This is a genomic window from Pseudomonas sp. IT-196MI5, from assembly GCF_949767415.1.
In the GTDB taxonomy this organism is placed as follows: domain Bacteria; phylum Pseudomonadota; class Gammaproteobacteria; order Pseudomonadales; family Pseudomonadaceae; genus Aquipseudomonas.
In genome coordinates, this window is record NZ_CATKPZ010000008.1 from 65,792 (window position 1) to 84,442 (window position 18,651).

Annotated in this window: 17 protein-coding genes; 9 read left to right on the top strand and 8 right to left on the bottom strand. The window is 57.5% G+C overall.

The annotated features are described in order from the left end of the window. Positions 1-55: 55 nt before the first annotated feature. Positions 56-634 carry a TetR/AcrR family transcriptional regulator gene (locus ACM6IK_RS05765; protein WP_414873528.1) on the top strand — a complete coding sequence of 193 codons (579 nt, stop codon included), beginning with the start codon at positions 56-58 and terminating at the stop codon, positions 632-634. Positions 635-671: 37 nt separating this feature from the next. On the opposite strand, the gene ACM6IK_RS05770 is transcribed toward ACM6IK_RS05765, so the two are convergent. Genes ACM6IK_RS05770 through ACM6IK_RS05780 form a run of 3 tightly spaced genes read right to left on the bottom strand, consistent with a single transcriptional unit; the run spans position 672 to position 3,051 of the window. Further along, positions 672-1,568, bottom strand: a complete 897-nt coding sequence (locus ACM6IK_RS05770) for an alpha/beta fold hydrolase (RefSeq protein WP_414873529.1) — start codon at positions 1,566-1,568, stop codon at positions 672-674. 13 nt (positions 1,569-1,581) lie between these two features. Continuing rightward, on the bottom strand, positions 1,582-2,583 hold the full coding sequence (locus tag ACM6IK_RS05775) for an NADP-dependent oxidoreductase (RefSeq protein ID WP_414873530.1): 1,002 nt from the start codon (positions 2,581-2,583) through the stop codon (positions 1,582-1,584). A 9-nt stretch (positions 2,584-2,592) separates the two neighbouring features. Further along, positions 2,593-3,051 carry a DUF2147 domain-containing protein gene (locus ACM6IK_RS05780; protein ID WP_414873531.1) on the bottom strand — a complete coding sequence of 153 codons (459 nt, stop codon included), beginning with the start codon at positions 3,049-3,051 and terminating at the stop codon, positions 2,593-2,595. Positions 3,052-3,135: 84 nt separating this feature from the next. Here ACM6IK_RS05780 and ACM6IK_RS05785 point away from each other — a divergent pair, with 84 nt between their 5' ends. Continuing rightward, a complete protein-coding gene (locus ACM6IK_RS05785) occupies positions 3,136-3,819 on the top strand; it encodes a TetR/AcrR family transcriptional regulator (RefSeq protein ID WP_414873532.1) in 684 nt (227 codons plus the stop codon). Positions 3,820-3,861: 42 nt separating this feature from the next. Here the strand turns inward: ACM6IK_RS05785 and ACM6IK_RS05790 are convergent, their stop codons facing one another. The 4 genes from ACM6IK_RS05790 to ACM6IK_RS05805 are packed head-to-tail and all read right to left on the bottom strand — an operon-like array spanning position 3,862 to position 8,917. Then, positions 3,862-5,460 carry a GMC oxidoreductase gene (locus tag ACM6IK_RS05790; RefSeq protein WP_414873533.1) on the bottom strand — a complete coding sequence of 533 codons (1,599 nt, stop codon included), beginning with the start codon at positions 5,458-5,460 and terminating at the stop codon, positions 3,862-3,864. 60 nt (positions 5,461-5,520) lie between these two features. Continuing rightward, positions 5,521-6,981: a class I adenylate-forming enzyme family protein gene (locus tag ACM6IK_RS05795; protein WP_414873534.1), complete on the bottom strand. Its 1,461-nt coding sequence runs from the start codon at positions 6,979-6,981 to the stop codon at positions 5,521-5,523. 38 nt (positions 6,982-7,019) lie between these two features. Next, entirely contained in the window at positions 7,020-7,946 is a 927-nt protein-coding gene (locus tag ACM6IK_RS05800; RefSeq protein ID WP_414873535.1) for an alpha/beta hydrolase, read from the bottom strand. Next, the gene (locus ACM6IK_RS05805; protein WP_414873536.1) at positions 7,943-8,917 is read right to left on the bottom strand and encodes an enoyl-CoA hydratase/isomerase family protein; all 975 of its coding nucleotides are present in this window, start codon (positions 8,915-8,917) and stop codon (positions 7,943-7,945) included. The genes ACM6IK_RS05800 and ACM6IK_RS05805 overlap by 4 nt, the downstream gene beginning before the upstream one ends. A 196-nt stretch (positions 8,918-9,113) precedes the next feature. On the opposite strand from ACM6IK_RS05805, the gene ACM6IK_RS05810 reads away from it, so the two are divergent. The 7 genes from ACM6IK_RS05810 to ACM6IK_RS05840 all read left to right on the top strand — a co-directional run bounded on the left by ACM6IK_RS05810 (position 9,114) and on the right by ACM6IK_RS05840 (position 16,991). Next, positions 9,114-9,962 (top strand): SDR family oxidoreductase, encoded by an 849-nt coding sequence (locus ACM6IK_RS05810; RefSeq protein ID WP_414873537.1) that lies wholly within the window; start codon positions 9,114-9,116, stop codon positions 9,960-9,962. Positions 9,963-10,185: 223 nt separating this feature from the next. Beyond that, complete coding sequence (locus tag ACM6IK_RS05815; protein ID WP_414873538.1) at positions 10,186-10,845, top strand: winged helix-turn-helix transcriptional regulator; 660 nt, start codon at positions 10,186-10,188, stop codon at positions 10,843-10,845. Positions 10,846-11,290: 445 nt separating this feature from the next. Next, a complete protein-coding gene (locus tag ACM6IK_RS05820) occupies positions 11,291-12,538 on the top strand; it encodes an outer membrane protein transport protein (protein ID WP_414873595.1) in 1,248 nt (415 codons plus the stop codon). Positions 12,539-12,737: 199 nt separating this feature from the next. Then, positions 12,738-14,381: a GMC oxidoreductase gene (locus tag ACM6IK_RS05825; RefSeq protein WP_414873539.1), complete on the top strand. Its 1,644-nt coding sequence runs from the start codon at positions 12,738-12,740 to the stop codon at positions 14,379-14,381. A gap of 24 nt (positions 14,382-14,405) precedes the next feature. Continuing rightward, complete coding sequence (locus ACM6IK_RS05830; RefSeq protein ID WP_414873540.1) at positions 14,406-15,671, top strand: NADH:flavin oxidoreductase/NADH oxidase family protein; 1,266 nt, start codon at positions 14,406-14,408, stop codon at positions 15,669-15,671. Positions 15,672-15,724: 53 nt separating this feature from the next. Next, complete coding sequence (locus ACM6IK_RS05835) at positions 15,725-16,570, top strand: alpha/beta fold hydrolase (protein ID WP_414873541.1); 846 nt, start codon at positions 15,725-15,727, stop codon at positions 16,568-16,570. Positions 16,571-16,592: 22 nt separating this feature from the next. Further along, the gene (locus ACM6IK_RS05840) at positions 16,593-16,991 is read left to right on the top strand and encodes an SCP2 sterol-binding domain-containing protein (RefSeq protein WP_414873542.1); all 399 of its coding nucleotides are present in this window, start codon (positions 16,593-16,595) and stop codon (positions 16,989-16,991) included. A 245-nt stretch (positions 16,992-17,236) separates the two neighbouring features. Here ACM6IK_RS05840 and ACM6IK_RS05845 read toward each other — a convergent pair whose 3' ends face one another. Next, the gene (locus ACM6IK_RS05845; protein WP_414873543.1) at positions 17,237-18,619 is read right to left on the bottom strand and encodes an NfeD family protein; all 1,383 of its coding nucleotides are present in this window, start codon (positions 18,617-18,619) and stop codon (positions 17,237-17,239) included. Positions 18,620-18,651: the final 32 nt, after the last annotated feature.

Sequence of the window (18,651 nt, forward strand, 5' to 3'; positions counted from 1 at the left end):
ACATCAATGTATATTGGCTACCTGACAGTCAGCAGATTCAAAGAGGCATGTGGGTATGAGAGTCACCAAAGCGCAGGCACAGGCGAACCGGGCGCACATCGTCGAGACGGCCTCTGCCCTGTTTCGTGAACGCGGCTATGACGGTGTGGGGGTCGCGGAACTGATGGCCGCTGCCGGGTTCACCCATGGCGGGTTCTACAAGCACTTTCGCTCCAAAGCCGATTTGATGGCTGAAGCAGCGGCGAACGGGCTTTCGCAGAGCCTGGTCAATAGCGCAGGCCTCGACGTCACCGAGTTCGTCAATATCTACCTGTCACGGGCTCACCGTGATGGCCGCAACGCTGGCTGCACGATGGCAGCCCTCTGCGGGGACGCTGCGCGTCAATCAGGGGAGATCAAGGCAACGTTTGCCGACGGGGTCGAAAGCATGCTGACTGCCCTTGAGCCTGGGGACTCGCTGGGCGACGTGGATCCGCACACAGTGCGAGCACAGATGATCGACATGCTTGCCCATGTGATCGGCGCAGTCGTGTTGTCGCGGGCTTGTCCGGATGATTCCCCGCTGGCGGATGAGATTCTGGAGGTCTGCCGCGAAAAAATTCTCGCGACACTGTCACCGTCGCAGTCCACGTAGGTCGTAATCTCAGCGGCAATCCCGAGCGGGGAAGTTTTCAGCAAGACTGCAAGGGATGGCTTGCCAAAAATGCGGCGATTCTCTCAATGACCTCGTCTGGCCGGGCATCAGCAAAAAAATGCCCGCCCACTATCGCAGAGGCCTCCATCACTGTGCAGCGACTCACCCAGGTGGCGGGTAAATCATAGTGCCTGGCCATCGCACCCGAGGCGCCATAGAGAATCAGCGCGGGCGCGGTGATGCGGCGTCTGGAGTCGGACAAATCGTCCTCCAGATCCACAGTGAGCGTGGCACGATAGTCGTTGCAAAACCCGGCGATCGTCGCCGGATCACGCCAGGCTTTGCGATACGCCGCCAGTTGGTCAGCATCGAAATCTTTCAGCCCTGCGGCGCCCCAGCCGAATAGGCAGCTCTCGAAAAAGAAATCGGGATTCGCCTCAATCATGCGCTCCGGGAAGGGTGCAGGCTGAGACAGGAAAAACCAGTGCCAGTAACTGCGGGCTACGTCCTTGCGCAGATCTGTCAGCATCACAGCCGTAGGGACGATGTCCATTAGCGTGACGCTCGCCACCTTGTCTGGATCATCCAGCGTCATCCGGTATGCAGTGCGCGCACCACGGTCGTGTCCGACAAGATGGAACCGTTCATGTCCGAGCACACGCATCAGTTCGACCTGATCCGCAGCCATGGCGCGAAATCCGTAGTTCGACAGATCCGGTTGAGCCGGCGGCTTGGCCGATGCGCCATACCCACGCAAATCAGCACAGACAACCCGATAGCCACGCGCGACCAACCCAGGCGCGATACGCGCCCAGAGCGCCATGGTCTGCGGAAAACCATGCAGCATCAGTATGGGTTCGCCTATACCCGCTGCAACACAGGCAATGTCTACATCACCTACGGCAATTCGGTGCGTTTCGAAGTTTTCGAACATGGACGTCATCTCGTTACTTTACCTTGACGATGACCTTGCCTTTTGCCCGGCCGGTTTCAACATAAGCCAAGGCCTCCGGGGTCGATTCGAAAGGAAAAACCCGGTCCACCACCGGGCGTATGACTCGGGAATCGATGAGCGCGGTAATCTTGCGCAATTGCTCACCACTGGCTCTCATATAAAGAAATGAGTAACTGACGCCACGACGCTTGGCTTTTTTCCTGATCCCATAACTCAACAGACGCATGACCAGTTTCAGGAACCCGGACAATCCGGCGCTTTTCGCAAAGTCCACATCCGGTGGTCCAGAGATTGAGATGAGCTTTCCACCCGGCTTGAGGATGCGTAACGATTTTTCGAGAGTCTCTGTGCCGAGGCTGTTCAAGACCACATCGTAGTCGTGCAGGATCTTTTCGAAATCGTCTTTGCGGTAATCGATCACGATATCCGCACCGAGACGCTTCACCCATTCGACATTCGCCGTGCTTGTGGTCGTCGCGACGGTCGCCCCCAGGTGTTTGGCCAGCTGAATGGCCAGTGTTCCCACGCCACCGGAGCCCGCATGGATAAGTACCTTTTGGCCTTTCTTCAGGTTCGCTTTTTCAACCAGCGCCTGCCACGCGGTCAAACCAACCAGAGGGATCGAAGCCGCTTCTTCCATGGTGAGACCTTTCGGCTTGATCGCCAGCGAACGTTGATCGATCGCAATGAATTCGGCGAATGCACCGATTCGATTGTCATCGGGCCGTGCGTAGACCTCATCACCCGCCTTGAATTGCTGCACGCCTGAACCGACCCGTACGACGACCCCAGCCAAATCATTACCCAGAACAAGCGGCATGCGATAAGGCAAAATCATTTTGAACTCACCGTCCCGGATTTTTAAATCCAGAGGGTTTACACCCGCCGCATGGATCTGGACTAAAACATCATCCTTGCCCAATTCAGGTTCTGGTATTTCGGTCGCCCGTAACGCAGCCTTTTTTCCGTAGCGATCGATAATGAATGCTTTCATCGTGCTTCCTTATTCCTGGCGTACCCAGGTTTGTGAGCGCCCTAATACCGGCACGCCAATGTAGCCGCGCACGCTGAGCTTTTTGCCGTTGTCGGTCAGGTAGACTTTACTGCTATAGACCTTGCCGTTATCCGGATCGAGGATTTGGCCACCGGTGTACTCTTCGCCATCCTTTCGCAAACCGGTCAGAATGGTCAGGCCCACAATCGGCGCGTTCTTGTTCACGCCTTCACATTTCTTGCACCTCGGATTCGGATCTTCTTTGAGGGTGGGAAACGCTTTTTCGATAATGCCCTTCAGAGTGCCATTGGATTCAGTGATGCGAATCAATGCCCTCGGCTTGCCGCTGACATCGTCGATGTTCTGCCACAGACCAACCGGCGAATTGTCGTCTGCCCACAGCGCCGGTGACATGACTGCTGCTGCCAGGGTGAGTCCGAAGACACCTGCTTTATTCAAAGTGCGCATTGCCTGAATCCTCATGATCGAGCGGTTACAGATCTATAACGCTGTTATTTGATAAACATAACGCCGTTATGGCAGTATTGCAACATGACCACTGATAACTCACTCCCTAGTGCCCCCACCCGCCTCGTCGAGGCAACCATCCGTGTGCTCGCCACCAGCGGCCCGTCCGAAGTCAAGGCCCGTTCGGTCGCGAGCGAAGCCGGCCTGTCGACGATGGGGGTTTACACACACTTCGGCGGAGTGCCGGAACTTCTACAAGCGGTCGCTGACGAGGGATTCAAGCGGTTGGCTGCAGTCTTCAAGCGTGTGCCCATCACGGAGGATCCCATAGCCGACTTGTGTGCGATGCTCCTGGCTTGCCGAGACCTTGCACGAAGCAATCCCCATCTGTACGACTTGATGTTCGGTCTTTCGATTGACGGCAGATATAGCCCCTCGCGAGGTACCATGACATCGATTGCAAATGGGCAATCGGAAGCCTTCAAAGCGACATACGCGATTCTGATCGACGCTTGCGCTCGCCTGGTCGATGCCAAATGCGTTCGTAAAATCGATCCTGCTCTCATCGCGCCACAGCTGTGGAGTGCCGCGCATGGATTCATCATGCTCGAACTCGCTGGCCACTTCTCAGGCGTGGAAAATCCTGCTGCGCAGATCCTGGTAGCGACGTGTAACAACATTGTTGTCGGCTTGGGAGCGAAGCGCGAAAAAGTCGAATCTTCCACTGCTGGCGTCATTGCCGGGCAGGCAACTGCGCCAGAGCCTTGAAAAAACCGCGCAACCATGCGGTCACGCGGTGCGAACAGTATTTCAGTTCAAGTACACAGGAGCCTGTGGAATCTGCGCCATGGCGTACTCGGCAAGCGCCGTGATGGTCAGCGCAGGATTAACCCCGGGATTTGCAGGCATCGCAGCACCGTCACACACCAACATGTTCTGGTAACCAAAAACGTGCAGGTTCTGATCAATCACGCCGCGTTGGGCATCGGCGCCGATCACGGCGCCTCCCAGCACATGGGCGGTTGTCGGAATGTTGCCCAGCGCTTCCAGTACGTTGCTCTGGGCGATACCGCCGGTGTGCCTGGCCAGCCACTGAGCGGCCTGATTCCCCATCTCGATGTACGTCGGATTGGGCTTTTTGCGGTTCTGCTCGGTGACGAGGCGATAGCCGCGGCCCAGCCAACGCTTCCTGGGACGCAGTGCAATCGCATTGTCCAATGTCTGCATCACCAGCAGCATCACCATGTGTCGGCTCCAGCCCCTTGGCCACATTGACTTGAGCCATTGCACCGGGTGCAACACGATATTCCCCAGCCACTTCAACGGCCGCGTCACGCGGTTACCCTTCCCGACCAACAGCGTGCAAAGCAAGCTCAGGAAGTCCGCGTTGCGACCATAGGTGAGAAACTCGATGTGGGTATCCTGATCGACGTGCACACTGCTGCTGGCGGTGACATCGTTCCAGGTCTTGCGGTCCTCGGGCAGGCGCACGTTCAGAACCGATTCGCTGTTGGTGCGCACCAGTTCACCAAGGCGATCGCTGACCCGGGGCAACGAACCGCCGTGCTTGCAGTTGGCCAATAATTCGTTGGTACCGAGGGCCCCGCCGGCGAAGATAATTCCGCGAGCGGTATACGTCTGACGATCACGGAAGAACCAGGCGCCGGGACGCTGGGTGGTCACACGGTACCCGTCACTGCCGTTGGCGGCCCCGAGCGGGCTCACATCAACGACCTCACGCTCTGCCAATATCTGCACGCCGCGTTTCTCTGCGAACCACAGGTAGTTTTTCACCAGCGAGTTCACGGCACCGACACGGCATCCCACCATACAGGCGCCGCAACGTATACACCCGGTACGGTCAGGCCCTTCCCCACCGAAATAGGGGTCCTTGACGGTTTTGCCCGGTTCGCCAAAGAACACTCCGGTGGGTGCGCGAGTGAATGTGTCTTCGGTTGCGAAGTGTTGCGCCATCTCCCGGGCCAGTTGCTGGTTCGTCGAGTCGAATGGCACCGTCTTTACCCCAAGCATGCGCTCGGCCGTATCGTAGTGAGGCTGCAATAGCCTGTCCCAGTGACCGAGCTCGCGCCACTGCACGTTTTCGAAGAACGCTGGCTTGGCGCGGTACAACACACCGCCATACACGGTGCTGCCACCACCGACACCCGACTGGCTGGGAAAAAAGACATGACGAAACAGCGACATGCGCATGATGCCCTTCAAACCCAATGCGGGTGCCCACAGATACTTGTTGAACTGCCAGGCCGACTTGGGAAGGTCTTCGTCGCGATAGCGACGGCCGCGCTCGAGTACCCCGACGCGATAGCCTTTCTCCACGAGGCGCAGCGCCGAGACGCTGCCGCCAAATCCCGATCCGATCACCAGCCAGTCGAAGTCTGCGTTTTTCATGATGTGTCCCCTTCTACGTGCCGGTTGCTTTTCGCCTAAAGTCCATCAGGTAACTACCTGTCAATCGACACATTCGGTCCACATCTTGCGCAGCCTCAGCTTGTCGACCTTGCCCACGGCATTCTTTGGCAGGCTGTCGATGATGTTGATCGTGGAAGGTCTTTTATAACGCGTCAGCCGGTCGGTGCAGTGATCATTCAAGCCCTCCCGGGTACCGGCGACTCCCGTACGAAGCGCGACGTAGGCAACCACAATTTCGCCGAAGGTCTCGTGAGGGACACCAATCACTGCGGCTTCAAGCACCCCCGGAAATTCGCACAACACATCCTCGATCTCCTTCGGATAGATGTTCTCGCCGCCGCGAATGATCATTTCTTTAAGGCGCCCGACGATGGTCAGATAACCGTCTTCGTCGATCCGGCCAATGTCGCCGGTGTGCAGCCAGCCATCGACGATGGTCTTCGCCGTTTCCTCGGGCTTGCCAAGGTAACCGCGCATGACGTTAGGACCTTGAACCAGCACCTCGCCAATGGCGCCCTGCGGCAAATGCACACCGCTCGGGTCGGCGATTGCAATGCGTTGCCCGATGAAGGGCAGCCCGACCGTACCGACCTTGCGCAGGCCTTCGAGGGGGTTGATGGTCGAAGCGCATGTGCCTTCGGACAGGCCATATCCCTCAAGCAGCGGAAAACCGAAGCGAGTTTCAAATTTTTCCAGTAGTTGCACCGATGCAGGCGCCGCGCCGCAGATGCCATACCGAAGACTGGAGGTATAAGGTTTTACCTCGCGAGGTAACGCGCTGAGCATTGCGTAGATGGTTGGTACCGCAGAGAAGTACGTGGGTCGAAGCCACTCGACATCCTCAAAAAACGTGTCGACATTGAAACGCTTGCGAATCGAAACCCGACCACCGCTTGATAGCGGGACGAGCGTGCTCACCACAATGCCGTTTACGTGAAAGAGTGGAAGTATCGATAAACAGTGGTCGGCTGCCGTGACCCTGAGTGAGTTTCGTCCCATTTGCGACATGGCTTCGATATTGGCGTGATCGAGCATCACGCCCTTCGGCAGGCCGGTAGTGCCACTGGTGTAGATCAACAGTGCCAGTGCGCCAGGCTCTTCAAAGGGTGCGCCAGTGTAGGACGCCCCCGTTTCCAGAGTGGCGACAGGCACAGACTGCAGTTTCGGGACTATGACTTCGCCGCTGGTGTTGATGAGCAGCTTCGCCCCTGAATCAACCAGTTGATGGGTGGCTTCCTTGCTGGTAAGCCCAGGATTGATCGGCGTGACCGCCGCCCCCAGACGCCAGGCGGCGAACATCGCCACCACAAACTCCACCTGGTTGGGCAACATGATCGCAACGACGTCTCCAACGCCCACTCCCCTGTCCGCGAATACTCCCGCTGCCGAGAGGACTCTGGAATGGAACTGCCGGTTCGTCAGGTTGCTGCTGTCGTCAGCGATGCACAGAGCATCAGGCTCTGTCGCCGCGCGCAAATCTGAAAGTCTGGAAAAGCACATTATTGTTGTTCTCTCTGAAAGTGACGAAAACGCTTGAATCAATTGGCTGAAGAGCCGAGTAGATGTTTCGTCAGGAATTGAGTCTGATCCTTTACCAACTCTTCGAACGCGTCGCCCATGTAGAACTCGAAATGCCCCGCCGCGTAGAGTCTGGTTTCTCCATGCGGCGCCTTGCGCACCAAGGCGATCGTCTGCTCCGGTGGCGTGACGGTGTCTGTGGTGCTGACACAAAACAGGATGGGGAGCTTCACCTTGGAGGCAGAGCGGCCGGGTCGATAAGCCATGATTTCCGGGAGCACCCGTGCGGCGACGTGATTGACGAACACCATGCCCTTCGGCACCAAGGCCAGATAACCCGGCAGGGCGTCATGCGCATTCATCAAGGCTGGCTGACCGGGAACGGCAGCGATTGGCACCATCACGGGCGGGCGACCCAGTAGCCTGGCTGCAAAATCACGCAGGAGCACCGGCATTACCTGCAGCGATCCCTTCACACCCAGTGCGGCAGTTGAAGCCAGGCCATCGGTAAAAGGGCACTGACTGATGGCGGCCAGTAACTCGGGATGCCGGCTGGCCACGGTAATCGCATGCCCTCCCCCGAACGAGCTTCCCCATACGGCAGCCCGGCGCCCATCGACCTCCGCGCAGCCCTTGACGAAGTCCAGCGCTGCATCCCAATCAGCCAGTTGCCGTTTCACAGACATCAACTGTCTGGGCCGACCACCGCTGTCTCCGAAATAACGGTAGGTGAAGGCCAATGTAGCGATTCCCGCAGCGGCGAATCGTTCGCAAAAGGCATCGAGGCGCATCTCGCGAACCGCACCCAGTCCATGTCCGAGCACTACGATCGGCGGTTTCTCTACGCCGACCGGCAGGTAGAGCCAGGCTGAACAATAGGTTTCGCCCGAGTCAAAGCGAACGTCCTGGCGAGTGAACGGGTAGGTAAGCGGTGACATTTGATTCATTTCCTGCCTCCGCCGTTTTGCAGGGGCAAAGAGCCTTGCTCAAGGGTTTGCTCGAAAATGGCCGGGGTGTAGAACGGCACGTTGCCGTCCCGATCGGTGCGCTCAAGGTATTCGACCATGAGCGATTGCGCCGTCTCTGACGGCGAGATCTTGATGAATTCGGTACGCTCCCTATGCAGCCCCTCGTCGAGGGTGGCTGACCCGCCGAAGTACACGGCTCGCTTGACGGCCTCAATCGCCCCTTTGGGTCGGGAACCCAGATACCCGGCCAGCTCGATGGCGCGATCAAGCAGCGCATCCGGAGCAACCACTTCGTCGATGTATCCAATTTCGAGCGCCTTCTGTGGCGACACCGGCCGACCTTCAAGCATCAGCATCAGCGCGCGATGGGCGCCGACCAGTCGTGGCAGTCGCTGAGTGCCTCCGCCACCGGGAAGGATTCCAAGCAGCACCTCAGGCTGCCCGATGAAGAAATCGCCATCCGCCATCAAGCGGACGTCACACGCCAGCGCGAGCTCGCTGCCAAGTCCCAGCGCAGATCCATTGAGCGCGGCGACGAAAATGACGCCACTGCGGTTCATCCGTAAAAAAGTGTCGTGCAGCTTGTCCAGTTGCATCCCGCCATCCAGCGGTGTCAGGGACGCCGCTGCCGCCAATGGCGCAATACCGCGAACGGTCTTGGCGGTTCGAGCGATCGCCGAGGCCATACTGCGCCCGACCGCCGGGATACTCTTTCCACCTTCCTGCAGCCAACGAACGTCTGCATGACCGATGAAACGCTCAGGATGAGTTCCGGTGAGCACCACCGCTTTTACCGCGGTATCGGACTCCAGCCTGTCCAATAGCGCCGCAAGCTCATTGGCCATGTCCAACCCCATCAGCCCGTGTGGACCTCCATCCAGCCGCGCAATCAACACAGAGCCACGGGACTCCATATCAAGGTACTCGGGCGGTGCATGCATCTTCGTCATCTCTTGGATCCTCCGGTGACAAACGTTGAGAGCAAACGCTCCCATCAGTATTTCCACCTCCTGACCAGTCATCGGATCAGTTGGAGAGATGAATAACACTGTTATTGCAAAACATAACACCGTTATATTACTCTCGCAATATGCACTGACCTGCAGACAAAACCTGAATGCTCAGCTCCTGAAGGGAACCTCTGAAATGAAACCGCACATCACTGTGGTACAGAGCAATCAAACAACCGGAAACCCGACTCAATCCCTTCTTCCTGAATGGAGACCCGCCATCTTCGTCACAGGCGCGGCTTCGGGAATCGGTCGCGCCTGCGCTGAGTTGTTTGCGCGGCGCGGTTGGTTCGTGGGGCTATACGATATCGATTCAGAGGGTGTCGCTGCGGTCGCCGCGACCCTGGGAGAGGGCAACGCCGTCTGCGGTGCGCTCGACGTGAGCGATCCCCAAGCCTGGAAGCAAGCGCTTGTGGATTTCTGGGCACACAGCGGCCAGCGGCTTGATGTGTTGCTCAATAACGCCGGGATTCTTGCCGCCGGGCAATTTGAAGCCGTACCGTTGACCAGACACCAGGCCATGCTTGACGTGAACGTTCAGGGAATGATCAACGGCTGTCACAGCGCCTTCCGGTACCTGCGAGGCACGCCCAGCTCTCATGTCATCAATATGGCCTCCGCCACCGCCATCTACGGCCAGCCCGAACTGACAACCTACTCGGCGAGCAAGTTCGCCGTGCGCGGATTCACCGAAGGACTCGACCTCGAATGGGGAAAGTTCGGCATTCGCGTGAGCGATATCTGGCCGAGCTTCGTAAAGACTGCAATGGCAGATGACTACGGACGTATCCCCAGCGTCAGATCGCTGGGTATCCGGCTCACCTCGCACGACGTCGCATCGACCGTGTGGGCTTGCGCGACGTCGAAACGACGAATCCACAAGACCCACTGGACAGTCGGCATGCAAGCCGGATTCCTGTCGTTCACTACACGTCTCGCGCCTGCGGCTCTCACCCGCTGGGTCGTCCAACGCATTGCGCGATAACGGACAGGCTTGTCGCATTGCTATACGTTTTATATAGCGCAATGACTAAGCGGACGGTATAGTGAAATCAATAAGAATGACTCGACCTGTTCAGTGAGCGATACATGAAAGCGACCGTGAGATCAGCCGTCCAAGGGCCTGGAACAGCGCCCAATGCCTTCGACTTGAGGCAGCAGTGGCTTTTCACTGTGTTTCAACTGAGCGGAATTTTGTACAATGCGCCATGACAAACAAAACCTACGGTCAACTCTGCCCCTTAGCCCGGTCGCTCGACGTACTCGGGGATCGCTGGACGCTGCTCTTGATTCGCGAACTCCTGTTAGGTCCGAAGCGTTTCAAGGATCTGCTCGCGATCCTGCCTGCAATGGGTACAAACCGACTGTCCGAACGCCTGGCCATGCTGGTGCAGAACGGCGTCATTCAACAAGTCACCCTGCACACACCTTCCGCCACGCCCGCTTACGAGCTGACGGACTTGGGCGAGCAACTACGCAAGCCGGTGATCGCGCTGGGTTTCTGGGGGCTGAGCCTGCCGATCGACGAACGCATCGATCCGTCCAGTGCTCGTGCGGAGCTCATAGCTCTTTGCCTGACAGGCTCGAACGATTCGGCAGCGAGCGCCGGTTTGCAGGAGTTGTACGAGTTCCAGGTGGGGGCGGAAGTCTTCCACATTCAAGTCAACGACGGGAACCTGTTGGCACGCTCCGGGCCGAGCGAAGAGCCCATCGACGTCAAAATACAATGCGACATGGAAACCTTCATTGCGTTAGTCCTGCGCCAGATCACGCCAACTCGCGCACTTCGCGAAGGTCATGCAAAGCTGTTGCAAGGGGATCGACCCGCCTTCACACGAGTGTGCAAAGTACTCGAATACAAGCCCTAGGACTGCAGGTCCTCTCCCTTTCCCCTTCTCTCGCGTCATGCGAGTCGAGGGGGACAGCCGCCATTACCTCTTACCTGCGCGCTGCCCGCATCCTTGTAACCGCACGCGGCTCAGTCTGGCCCCAACTTGCAACCCCCAAATATATAAATACGGCGATCGCCTGAGCACGTGATATTCCAGAGAGGGCTCTGCAACTAAAAAACAACTACATATCCGCAAGACCCAATTAACACTCTCCTACTTCAGCCCAGCCGGCACTGTTGATGCGTACGGCCGCCCAGATTTCCATTCATCCCGACAATAACAACAACAGGTACCCCAGATGAACCATCAACACCTTTCTGCACTTAGCCCTTCCCAGAGATCAGCGCCGTGTTTGAAACGTCATCTTGAGACAAGGTCCACCCTGATACTCAAGTCAAGCAGAGCGTTGTTCATAACCACTATGTCATTGGCTCTCTGTGGGCAGGCAACTTTATCTTTAGCCAATGGTTTATCTATTAACGAGCAAAGCGTCAGCAGCGCCGGAACTGCTTATGCCGGGCGCTCGTCCGCTGCTCTGGATGCGAGTACTGTCTATGGAAATCCGGCCGGCCTGAGCAAGATAAAGCGCAGGGAAGTGAGCGGAGGGTTCGCCTTGTTCAAGGTCAATAGCGATATTAAAAACGCTCATGGCGATGCATCAGGCACCCACAAAGGAGATTCCGTGCCCCTGACGACAATCCCTTTTGGCTATTTATCCATACCGATTGACGAACGTTTCACTTTCGGCTTGGGCATGTACGCGCTCTATGGTCTTGTGAACGATTACGAAAGTTCGTTCCAGGGACGCTACCATGGCTCCTATAGCAAGGTTCAAGTTAAAACCCTGAACTCCGCTGTTGCTTATCGCATCAATGATCATGTCTCTGTCGGAGGCGGGCTGACATTGAATCGTATCGAAAACAATATGCAAACCTATTTGGCCACAGGGCAGCTCAATGGGGGCACCGACACGAAGATCACTATCAAGGGTAACGATAACGCCGTTGGCTATAATTTCGGCCTGATGGTCGACCTGAACGACTCCACCACGTGGGGCGTCACCTATCATTCAAAACTTGATTTTCACGTCAACGGCCATACGCAGGTGAGCAACTCGCCAAGTGCTTTCGGTCTCGATGGCAAATACAGCAATAAAATAGACATCACGTTGCCAGAGTCGCTGGACACATCGTTTACCCATCACTTTAACGAGCGCTGGACTGGCTACCTGGGCGCGACCTGGACCCGATGGAGCCGCGTTCAGAGGATCGAAGCGGTCAATAGTGGCGTACCGCCGCTGGGCCAGCAACTGGGTTTTAACAGCTTCGGAGATGACTTTAAATTACATGACACCTGGTCGATGGCCGTTGGGGCCTCTTACCAGCTTTCCCCGCAATGGCTGTTGCGCAGCGGCTTCGCCTACGATCCATCACCTGCCCGCAATGCCGATCGAAACGTCCGACTCCCCGTGGGCGACCGAAAAGCCGTGACGTTGGGAATAGGTTTCTCTCCCGACACCGACCTGACCATCGATTTGGCTTACGGCTATCTATGGGAATCGACCACCTCTGTCAGCCAGGCAAATACAACCGGCGTACAGCCCGGCTACAGCGCAAAATACGACAACAGCGCGCACATTATAGGTACACAGATAACCTATCGTTTCTGACTTCCCCCCTTCCTGCGTCTACGTCTGCAATCCAACAATACTATACTGTTCATATAGCGATACAAATATACGAATGGTATAGTCATCCTGACAGAGTCACTCCTGCCACCAGTGTCCGCAGCACCATTACAAAAATAAGGAGACGCAGCATGACCCGTTTTTTCACGCCTCTACGCGGTGCTTACCTGAGCAGCACGCAATGAATCCATCTTTCGATTTCGACTACATCGTGATCGGCTCCGGATTCGGTGGCAGCGTGTCCGCCTTCCGGCTGACAGAAAAGGGCTACCACGTTGGCGTAATGGAGATGGGCCGACGCTGGACGGCCGAGGACTTTCCAGAATCCAACTGGGACGCGCGGCGCTGGATGTGGCGACCCGGGCTGAAGATGTTCGGCTTCTACAACATGCGCCTGTTCCGTCACGTGATGATCGTCAGCGGCAACGCTGTCGGTGGAGGATCCATCACCTATGCCAACGCCTTGCTGACACCGCGCGACAGCGTATGGAATGAGGGTTCCTGGGCCGGCCTGGCGGACTGGAAACGGATCATGCCGCAGTACTACGCCACGGCGGAGAAGATGCTGGGCGTGACAGAGAGCAAGATCATGGGCGAGGCTGATCTACGCCTCAGGAAAATGGCGGATTTGCAAGGTGTGGGCCACACGTTTCACCTCCCACGCGTTGGTACCTTCTTTGCTCCCGAGGGTGAAGAAGGCGGCCAGACCTACCCGGATCCCTACTTCAATGGTGAAGGCCCGGCGCGCGGAACCTGTACCGGGTGCGGTGGCTGCATGATGGGTTGCAAGCACAACGCCAAGAACACACTCGACAAGAACTACCTTTATCTCGCAGAAAAGCGTGGCGCCCAGGTTTTTGCCGAGACCAGGGTGGTGGGCGTGCGACCGCTCAACGGCAAAGAAGACGGCAGTGATGGCTATGAAGTCTTCACTGAACGCTCGACCGCCTGGTTCGCCAAACAGCGCCGCAGTTTTCGCTGCCGCGGTGTGATCTTCGCCGCCTCGTCGTTGGGCACCATGGAATTGTTGTTCCGGCTCAAGCAAAACGGGTCATTGCCGCGCATCAGCGACGACCTCGGAAAACGTGTGCGCACCAATGCCGAATCCCTTATCGGCATACGCTTTCCGGCAGCGGACAAGAGCATGTCGCCGGGACTGGCGGGGGGCGGCAGCATCTATCTCGATGAGCACACCCATATCGGAGTCGTGCGCTACCCGGAAGGCTCGGATGCGATAGGCCTGATGATGACCTTGCTGTGCGGCGGGCGCCCGGGGTGGAGGCGAATATTGACCTGGCTATGGACGCTGCTCAAACATCCACTGCAAGCATTGCTCGTGCACAACCCCGCAGGTTTCGCCCGTCAGACCATGTTACTGCTGGTGATGCAGACAGCGGACGCGTCTCTCGATATGCGGCTCAAGCGTCGCTGGTTTTGGCCGTTCGCGAAACAGCTCGCCAGCGAAGGCGGCCCCATCCCCACCTTCATTCCAGAGGCGAATGCCTTTGCTGAAAAGGGCGCAAAGGCGCTCGGTGGCATACCGACCACTTTTCTCTCCGAGATCTTGTTCAACATCCCGACCACGGCGCACTGCATGGGCGGCTGTGCGATGGCGGACTCGCCGGAGCGCGGCGTGATGGACGTACAGAACCGGGTCTTCGGCTATCAGAACTTGCTGGTTTGCGACGGCTCGATGCTCAGCGCCAATCTCGGGGTCAATCCAAGCCTGACGATTACCGCACTGACCGAGCATGCCATGTCGTACATCCCAGTGAAAAACACGCGGGTATCGAACGCCATCCCGCTGCACACCCTTCAATCTTGAATCAGACCTTATAGAGAACTCACCATGACCGCCGCCTCACCTGAAGAAAATCTGCTGAACCAGCCTTTGCAGCTCCCGAACGGCAGCGTTTTTCGCAACCGCCTCGCCAAGGCATCCATGAGCGAAACGCTGGGCACCTACAACAATCACCCGACGTTGAAACTGGTCGAGTTGTACCGGCGCTGGTCCGCCTCGGGCATTGGTTTGCTCATCACCGGAAATGTGATGATCGACCGGCGTGCACTCGGTGAACCAGGCAACGTGGTGATCGAGGATGAAGCGGACCTGCCTGTGCTACGCCAGTGGGCTCGTGCGGCAACCAAGCAGGGAGCGGCGATCTGGGTGCAGCTCAATCACCCCGGAAAGCAGTCGACCAAAGGCTTGAATGCCAGCAACCTCGCGCCATCGGCCGTGCCCTTTCGCGAGGACATGGCCGCGCTCTTCGAGACTCCACGCGAAGCCACCACGGCCGAGATCGAAGACATCATCCGGCGCTTTGGACGCAGCGCGGCCATCTGCAAGGAGGCCGGCTTCAGCGGCGTGCAAATCCATGGCGCGCACGGTTATCTGATCAACCAGTTCCTCTCGCCGCACCACAATCGGCGTACGGATGAATGGGGTGGCAGCCCGGAAAAGCGTCGACGTTTCGTGTTGGCTGTTTACGCCGAGATTCGCCGCCAGGTCGGTGCCGAATATCCCGTCGGCATCAAGCTCAACTCCGCAGACTTCCAGCGCGGAGGCTTCACCGAAGAGGAATCGATGGCGACGATTCATGCGCTCGCCGAAGCAGGCATCGACCTGATTGAGATTTCGGGGGGCACCTATGAGGCTCCAGCCATGAGCGGCGGCCTCCAGGAGACGAAGAAAGCATCCACCGTAGCGCGTGAGGCTTACTTTCTTGAGTTTGCTGAAAAGGTGCGTGCCTCGATCAAGGTGCCTTTGATGGTCACTGGCGGTTTTCGCAGTGCCGCCGCCATGAACGCTGCGCTGCGTTCTGGAGCGCTCGATGTCATTGGCCTCGCGCGGTTATTGGCCATTGATCCCGAGGCACCGGCGGCCCTGCTGCAAGGGCAGGACAGTTCGCAACGTGTACGACCGATCACCACAGGCATCAAGCAAATCGATCAGATGGGCGTCATGGAAATCTTCTGGTACACGCTGCAGCTCAAACGAATCGCCAATGGCGGTGATCCGCGTCCCAACGAAAGTGGGCTGTGGGCATTTTCAAAATCAGTGATGAAAAGCGGCTGGGGCACGTTCCGTACGCGGCGCATGCGCGCACGGGCCTGAGCCCGAGGCTCGCTCGCACAGATCGCCACAACCACCACCTGGAAGACTTCAACATGACCGACACCCATTTCACCACCCCTACCCGCTTCGTGGAAGTTGATGGTGATCAATTTGCCTATCGCCGCTGGGGCAACAATACAACAGGACAGCCTCCCCTGTTCTTCCTTCAACATTTTCGCGGCGGTATGGATCATTGGGATCCACTCATGACCGATGGCCTGGCTACGGGGCGCGAGGTCATCCTCTACAACGGTCGCGGGATTGCCTCATCATCCGGAAAACCGCGGACACGGATCGAACACATGGCCGACGATGCTGCTGCGGTGATCCGCGCGCTGGGCCTGTCCAAGGTCGATGTTCTAGGTTTCTCACTCGGTGGTTTTCAAGCCCAAGACCTGACACGACGCCATCCCGACCTCGTGCGCAAGCTCATGCTGCTCGGCACCGGACCTCGTGGCGGTAATCCGGATTCAGACCCTGGAGTGCTGGAAGCTGCACCCCGCCCCGTTCCGACCCTGGAAGACTTTCTATTCCTGTTCTTCGGACGATCCGAGGCGGCGCGACAGGCCGGACGCGACTTCTGGGAGCGCCGTCATCAGCGTGTCGACCAGGACCCGCCCAGCTCTCCTGAAGTGATACAGGCCCAGATCGAAGCCAATATGTACTATTTGCCAAAGCTGGACCCTAACTATCCTTTCAATCATCTGCGCGAGATCAAACAGCCGACGTTCATCCTGAACGGCATGAATGACATTATGGTTCCAACAGTTAACTCCTGGTACATGGCTCAGAATATTCCGAACGCCCAGCTAGTCCTATACCCGGACGCTGGCCACGGCGCTCAATTTCAATGCCCTGAGCGTTTTCTGAAACACGCCATTCAGTTCCTCGACGAGTAATGACTCACGGAGCAAACTCACCATGCTGAAGTTTAAATTTTTGTTATGGGCTTTGACCAGGCTATTACAAAGAGCGATCAAAAAAAGCCCTGACTGCGCAAAATACGTTAAGGGCAAGGAGCTGGTCTTTCAAATACGAACGCAGGATGGAGTGGGTCGCTACTTCACCATTAAAAACGGCAAGATAGAATCTTCCGCCGGCTTGACTGAAAAGCCAAAATTCACCCTGTCGTTTAGAGATGCAGAAAAAGGTTTCGCCATTTTGTCAGCAAAAGATAGTAAAGATGCATTTCTGACAGGATTGCATAAAGAAGACCTGGAGATCAGCGGTGATTTTGTTGAAGTGATGTGGTTCCAGGGATTGACTGAATACTTGCAGCCCACCAAAAAAACATCCGCATTTTACCCTTCAACGCCGTAGGGACTCTTTGCTGTGAGCCATACCTGATCTGACAGTCACTCGTTTTTATTGATGTCTGTCAGATCTGACTTTCCCGCAGGAGGGTGTGATTAGTTTTGTGTAACCGGTCAATTGGCAGGAGACTGCCTACCCCAAGGAAATCCAATGACCGAGCCAAAACCCAAGCGCGCCAAACGAGTCAAGCCTGATCCTGAACTGGTTAAATTAGCCGACAGCCTGCAAAACCGCATCAGCGCCAACATGGATCAACCTCCTCGCGGTGGCGTTTCATCCGATGCAATGACCTCCAGCATCAAACCCGTGCGCGCCACCACCCGGACCTGTTGGCCCAGGTGCAGGGGCGAGCGGCTCTGAACTTGCCATTTTTCGCCCTGCAATTGCACCCAGCCGCTCATCGGCAGACCCGGCAGCAGCCCCGTCACCGTAGCCAGGCTGCCGACCAAGCCCGCATCGCCGCTGACCAGGGCACGGCGTCGGGCCTTGAGCGCCATGCCGACCAGAGTCATCAGCAACAGGGCGCTGAACAGTGCCATGCCGATGATCAGCGCCAACGGAATGCCGAAACCCGGTACATCGGTGTCCATCAAAATCACTGCGCCGACGACAAAGGCAACCACCCCACCCAAGCCGATTACACCGAAACTCGGTAGAAACGCCTCGGCGATCATGAAGGCGAGCCCTAGCAGAATCAGTCCGACCCCGGCGTAATTCACGGGCAACAGTTGCAGGGCATACAGCCCCAGCAACAGGCAGATGCCACCGAGCACTCCACCGACGCCCGACCCTGGGCTCATGAATTCGAATATCAACCCATAGACCCCGAACATGATCAGCAGCAATGCCACGCTGGGGTTTGTGATCACCACCAACAGTTGTGTGCGCCAATCAGGCGCATGATCGATGAGCGCAGCCCCAGCGGTACTCAGCTTCAACGTCTGACCGGCGACATTCAGGCTCTTACCGTCCAGTTGCTTGAGCAGGTCTGCCACGTCATTGGCCACATAATCGACCACCTTGAGTTTGAGCGCTTCGTCGGCCGACAAGCTGACCGATTCACGTACCGCTTGTTCGGCCCAGTCGGCATTGCGTCCGCGCAATTGCGCTAGACCACGGATGTAAGCCGCCGCATCGTTGATCTGTTTTCGAGTCAAGGTGTCCCGTAGCTCAGGCGGAGAGTTCTTGTCAGTGGTGGGTGAGCGAGGTGGTTCGGGTGCGGTACCGGGTAGGCCGCCGATCTGCACCGGCGTAGCGGCGCCCAGGTTGGTACCCGGGGTCATGGCGGCAATGTGGCTGGCATACAAAATATAGGTGCCGGCGCTGGCCGCGCGTGCGCCACTGGGGGCAACGAAACTGGCCACTGGCAGGGGGCTGGCCAGAATCGCCTTGATGATCGAGCGCATCGAAGTGTCCAGCCCGCCGGGGGTGTCGAGGTTGATGACCACCAACTGTGCGCCCTCGGTCACCGCACGTATCAAGCCGCGTTCCACGTAGTCGGCACTGGCCGGACCGATAGCATCGTTGACGGTCAGAATCACGACACTGCCCGCAGCCGACGCCGTCGTCGAAACCGTCGGTAGCCAGACCAGTATCATCACCAAGAGCAGGCGGCGCCACCAGTGACTGTTCACGGGACCCTCCCAGGAGCGGGTTCGGCAGTCTT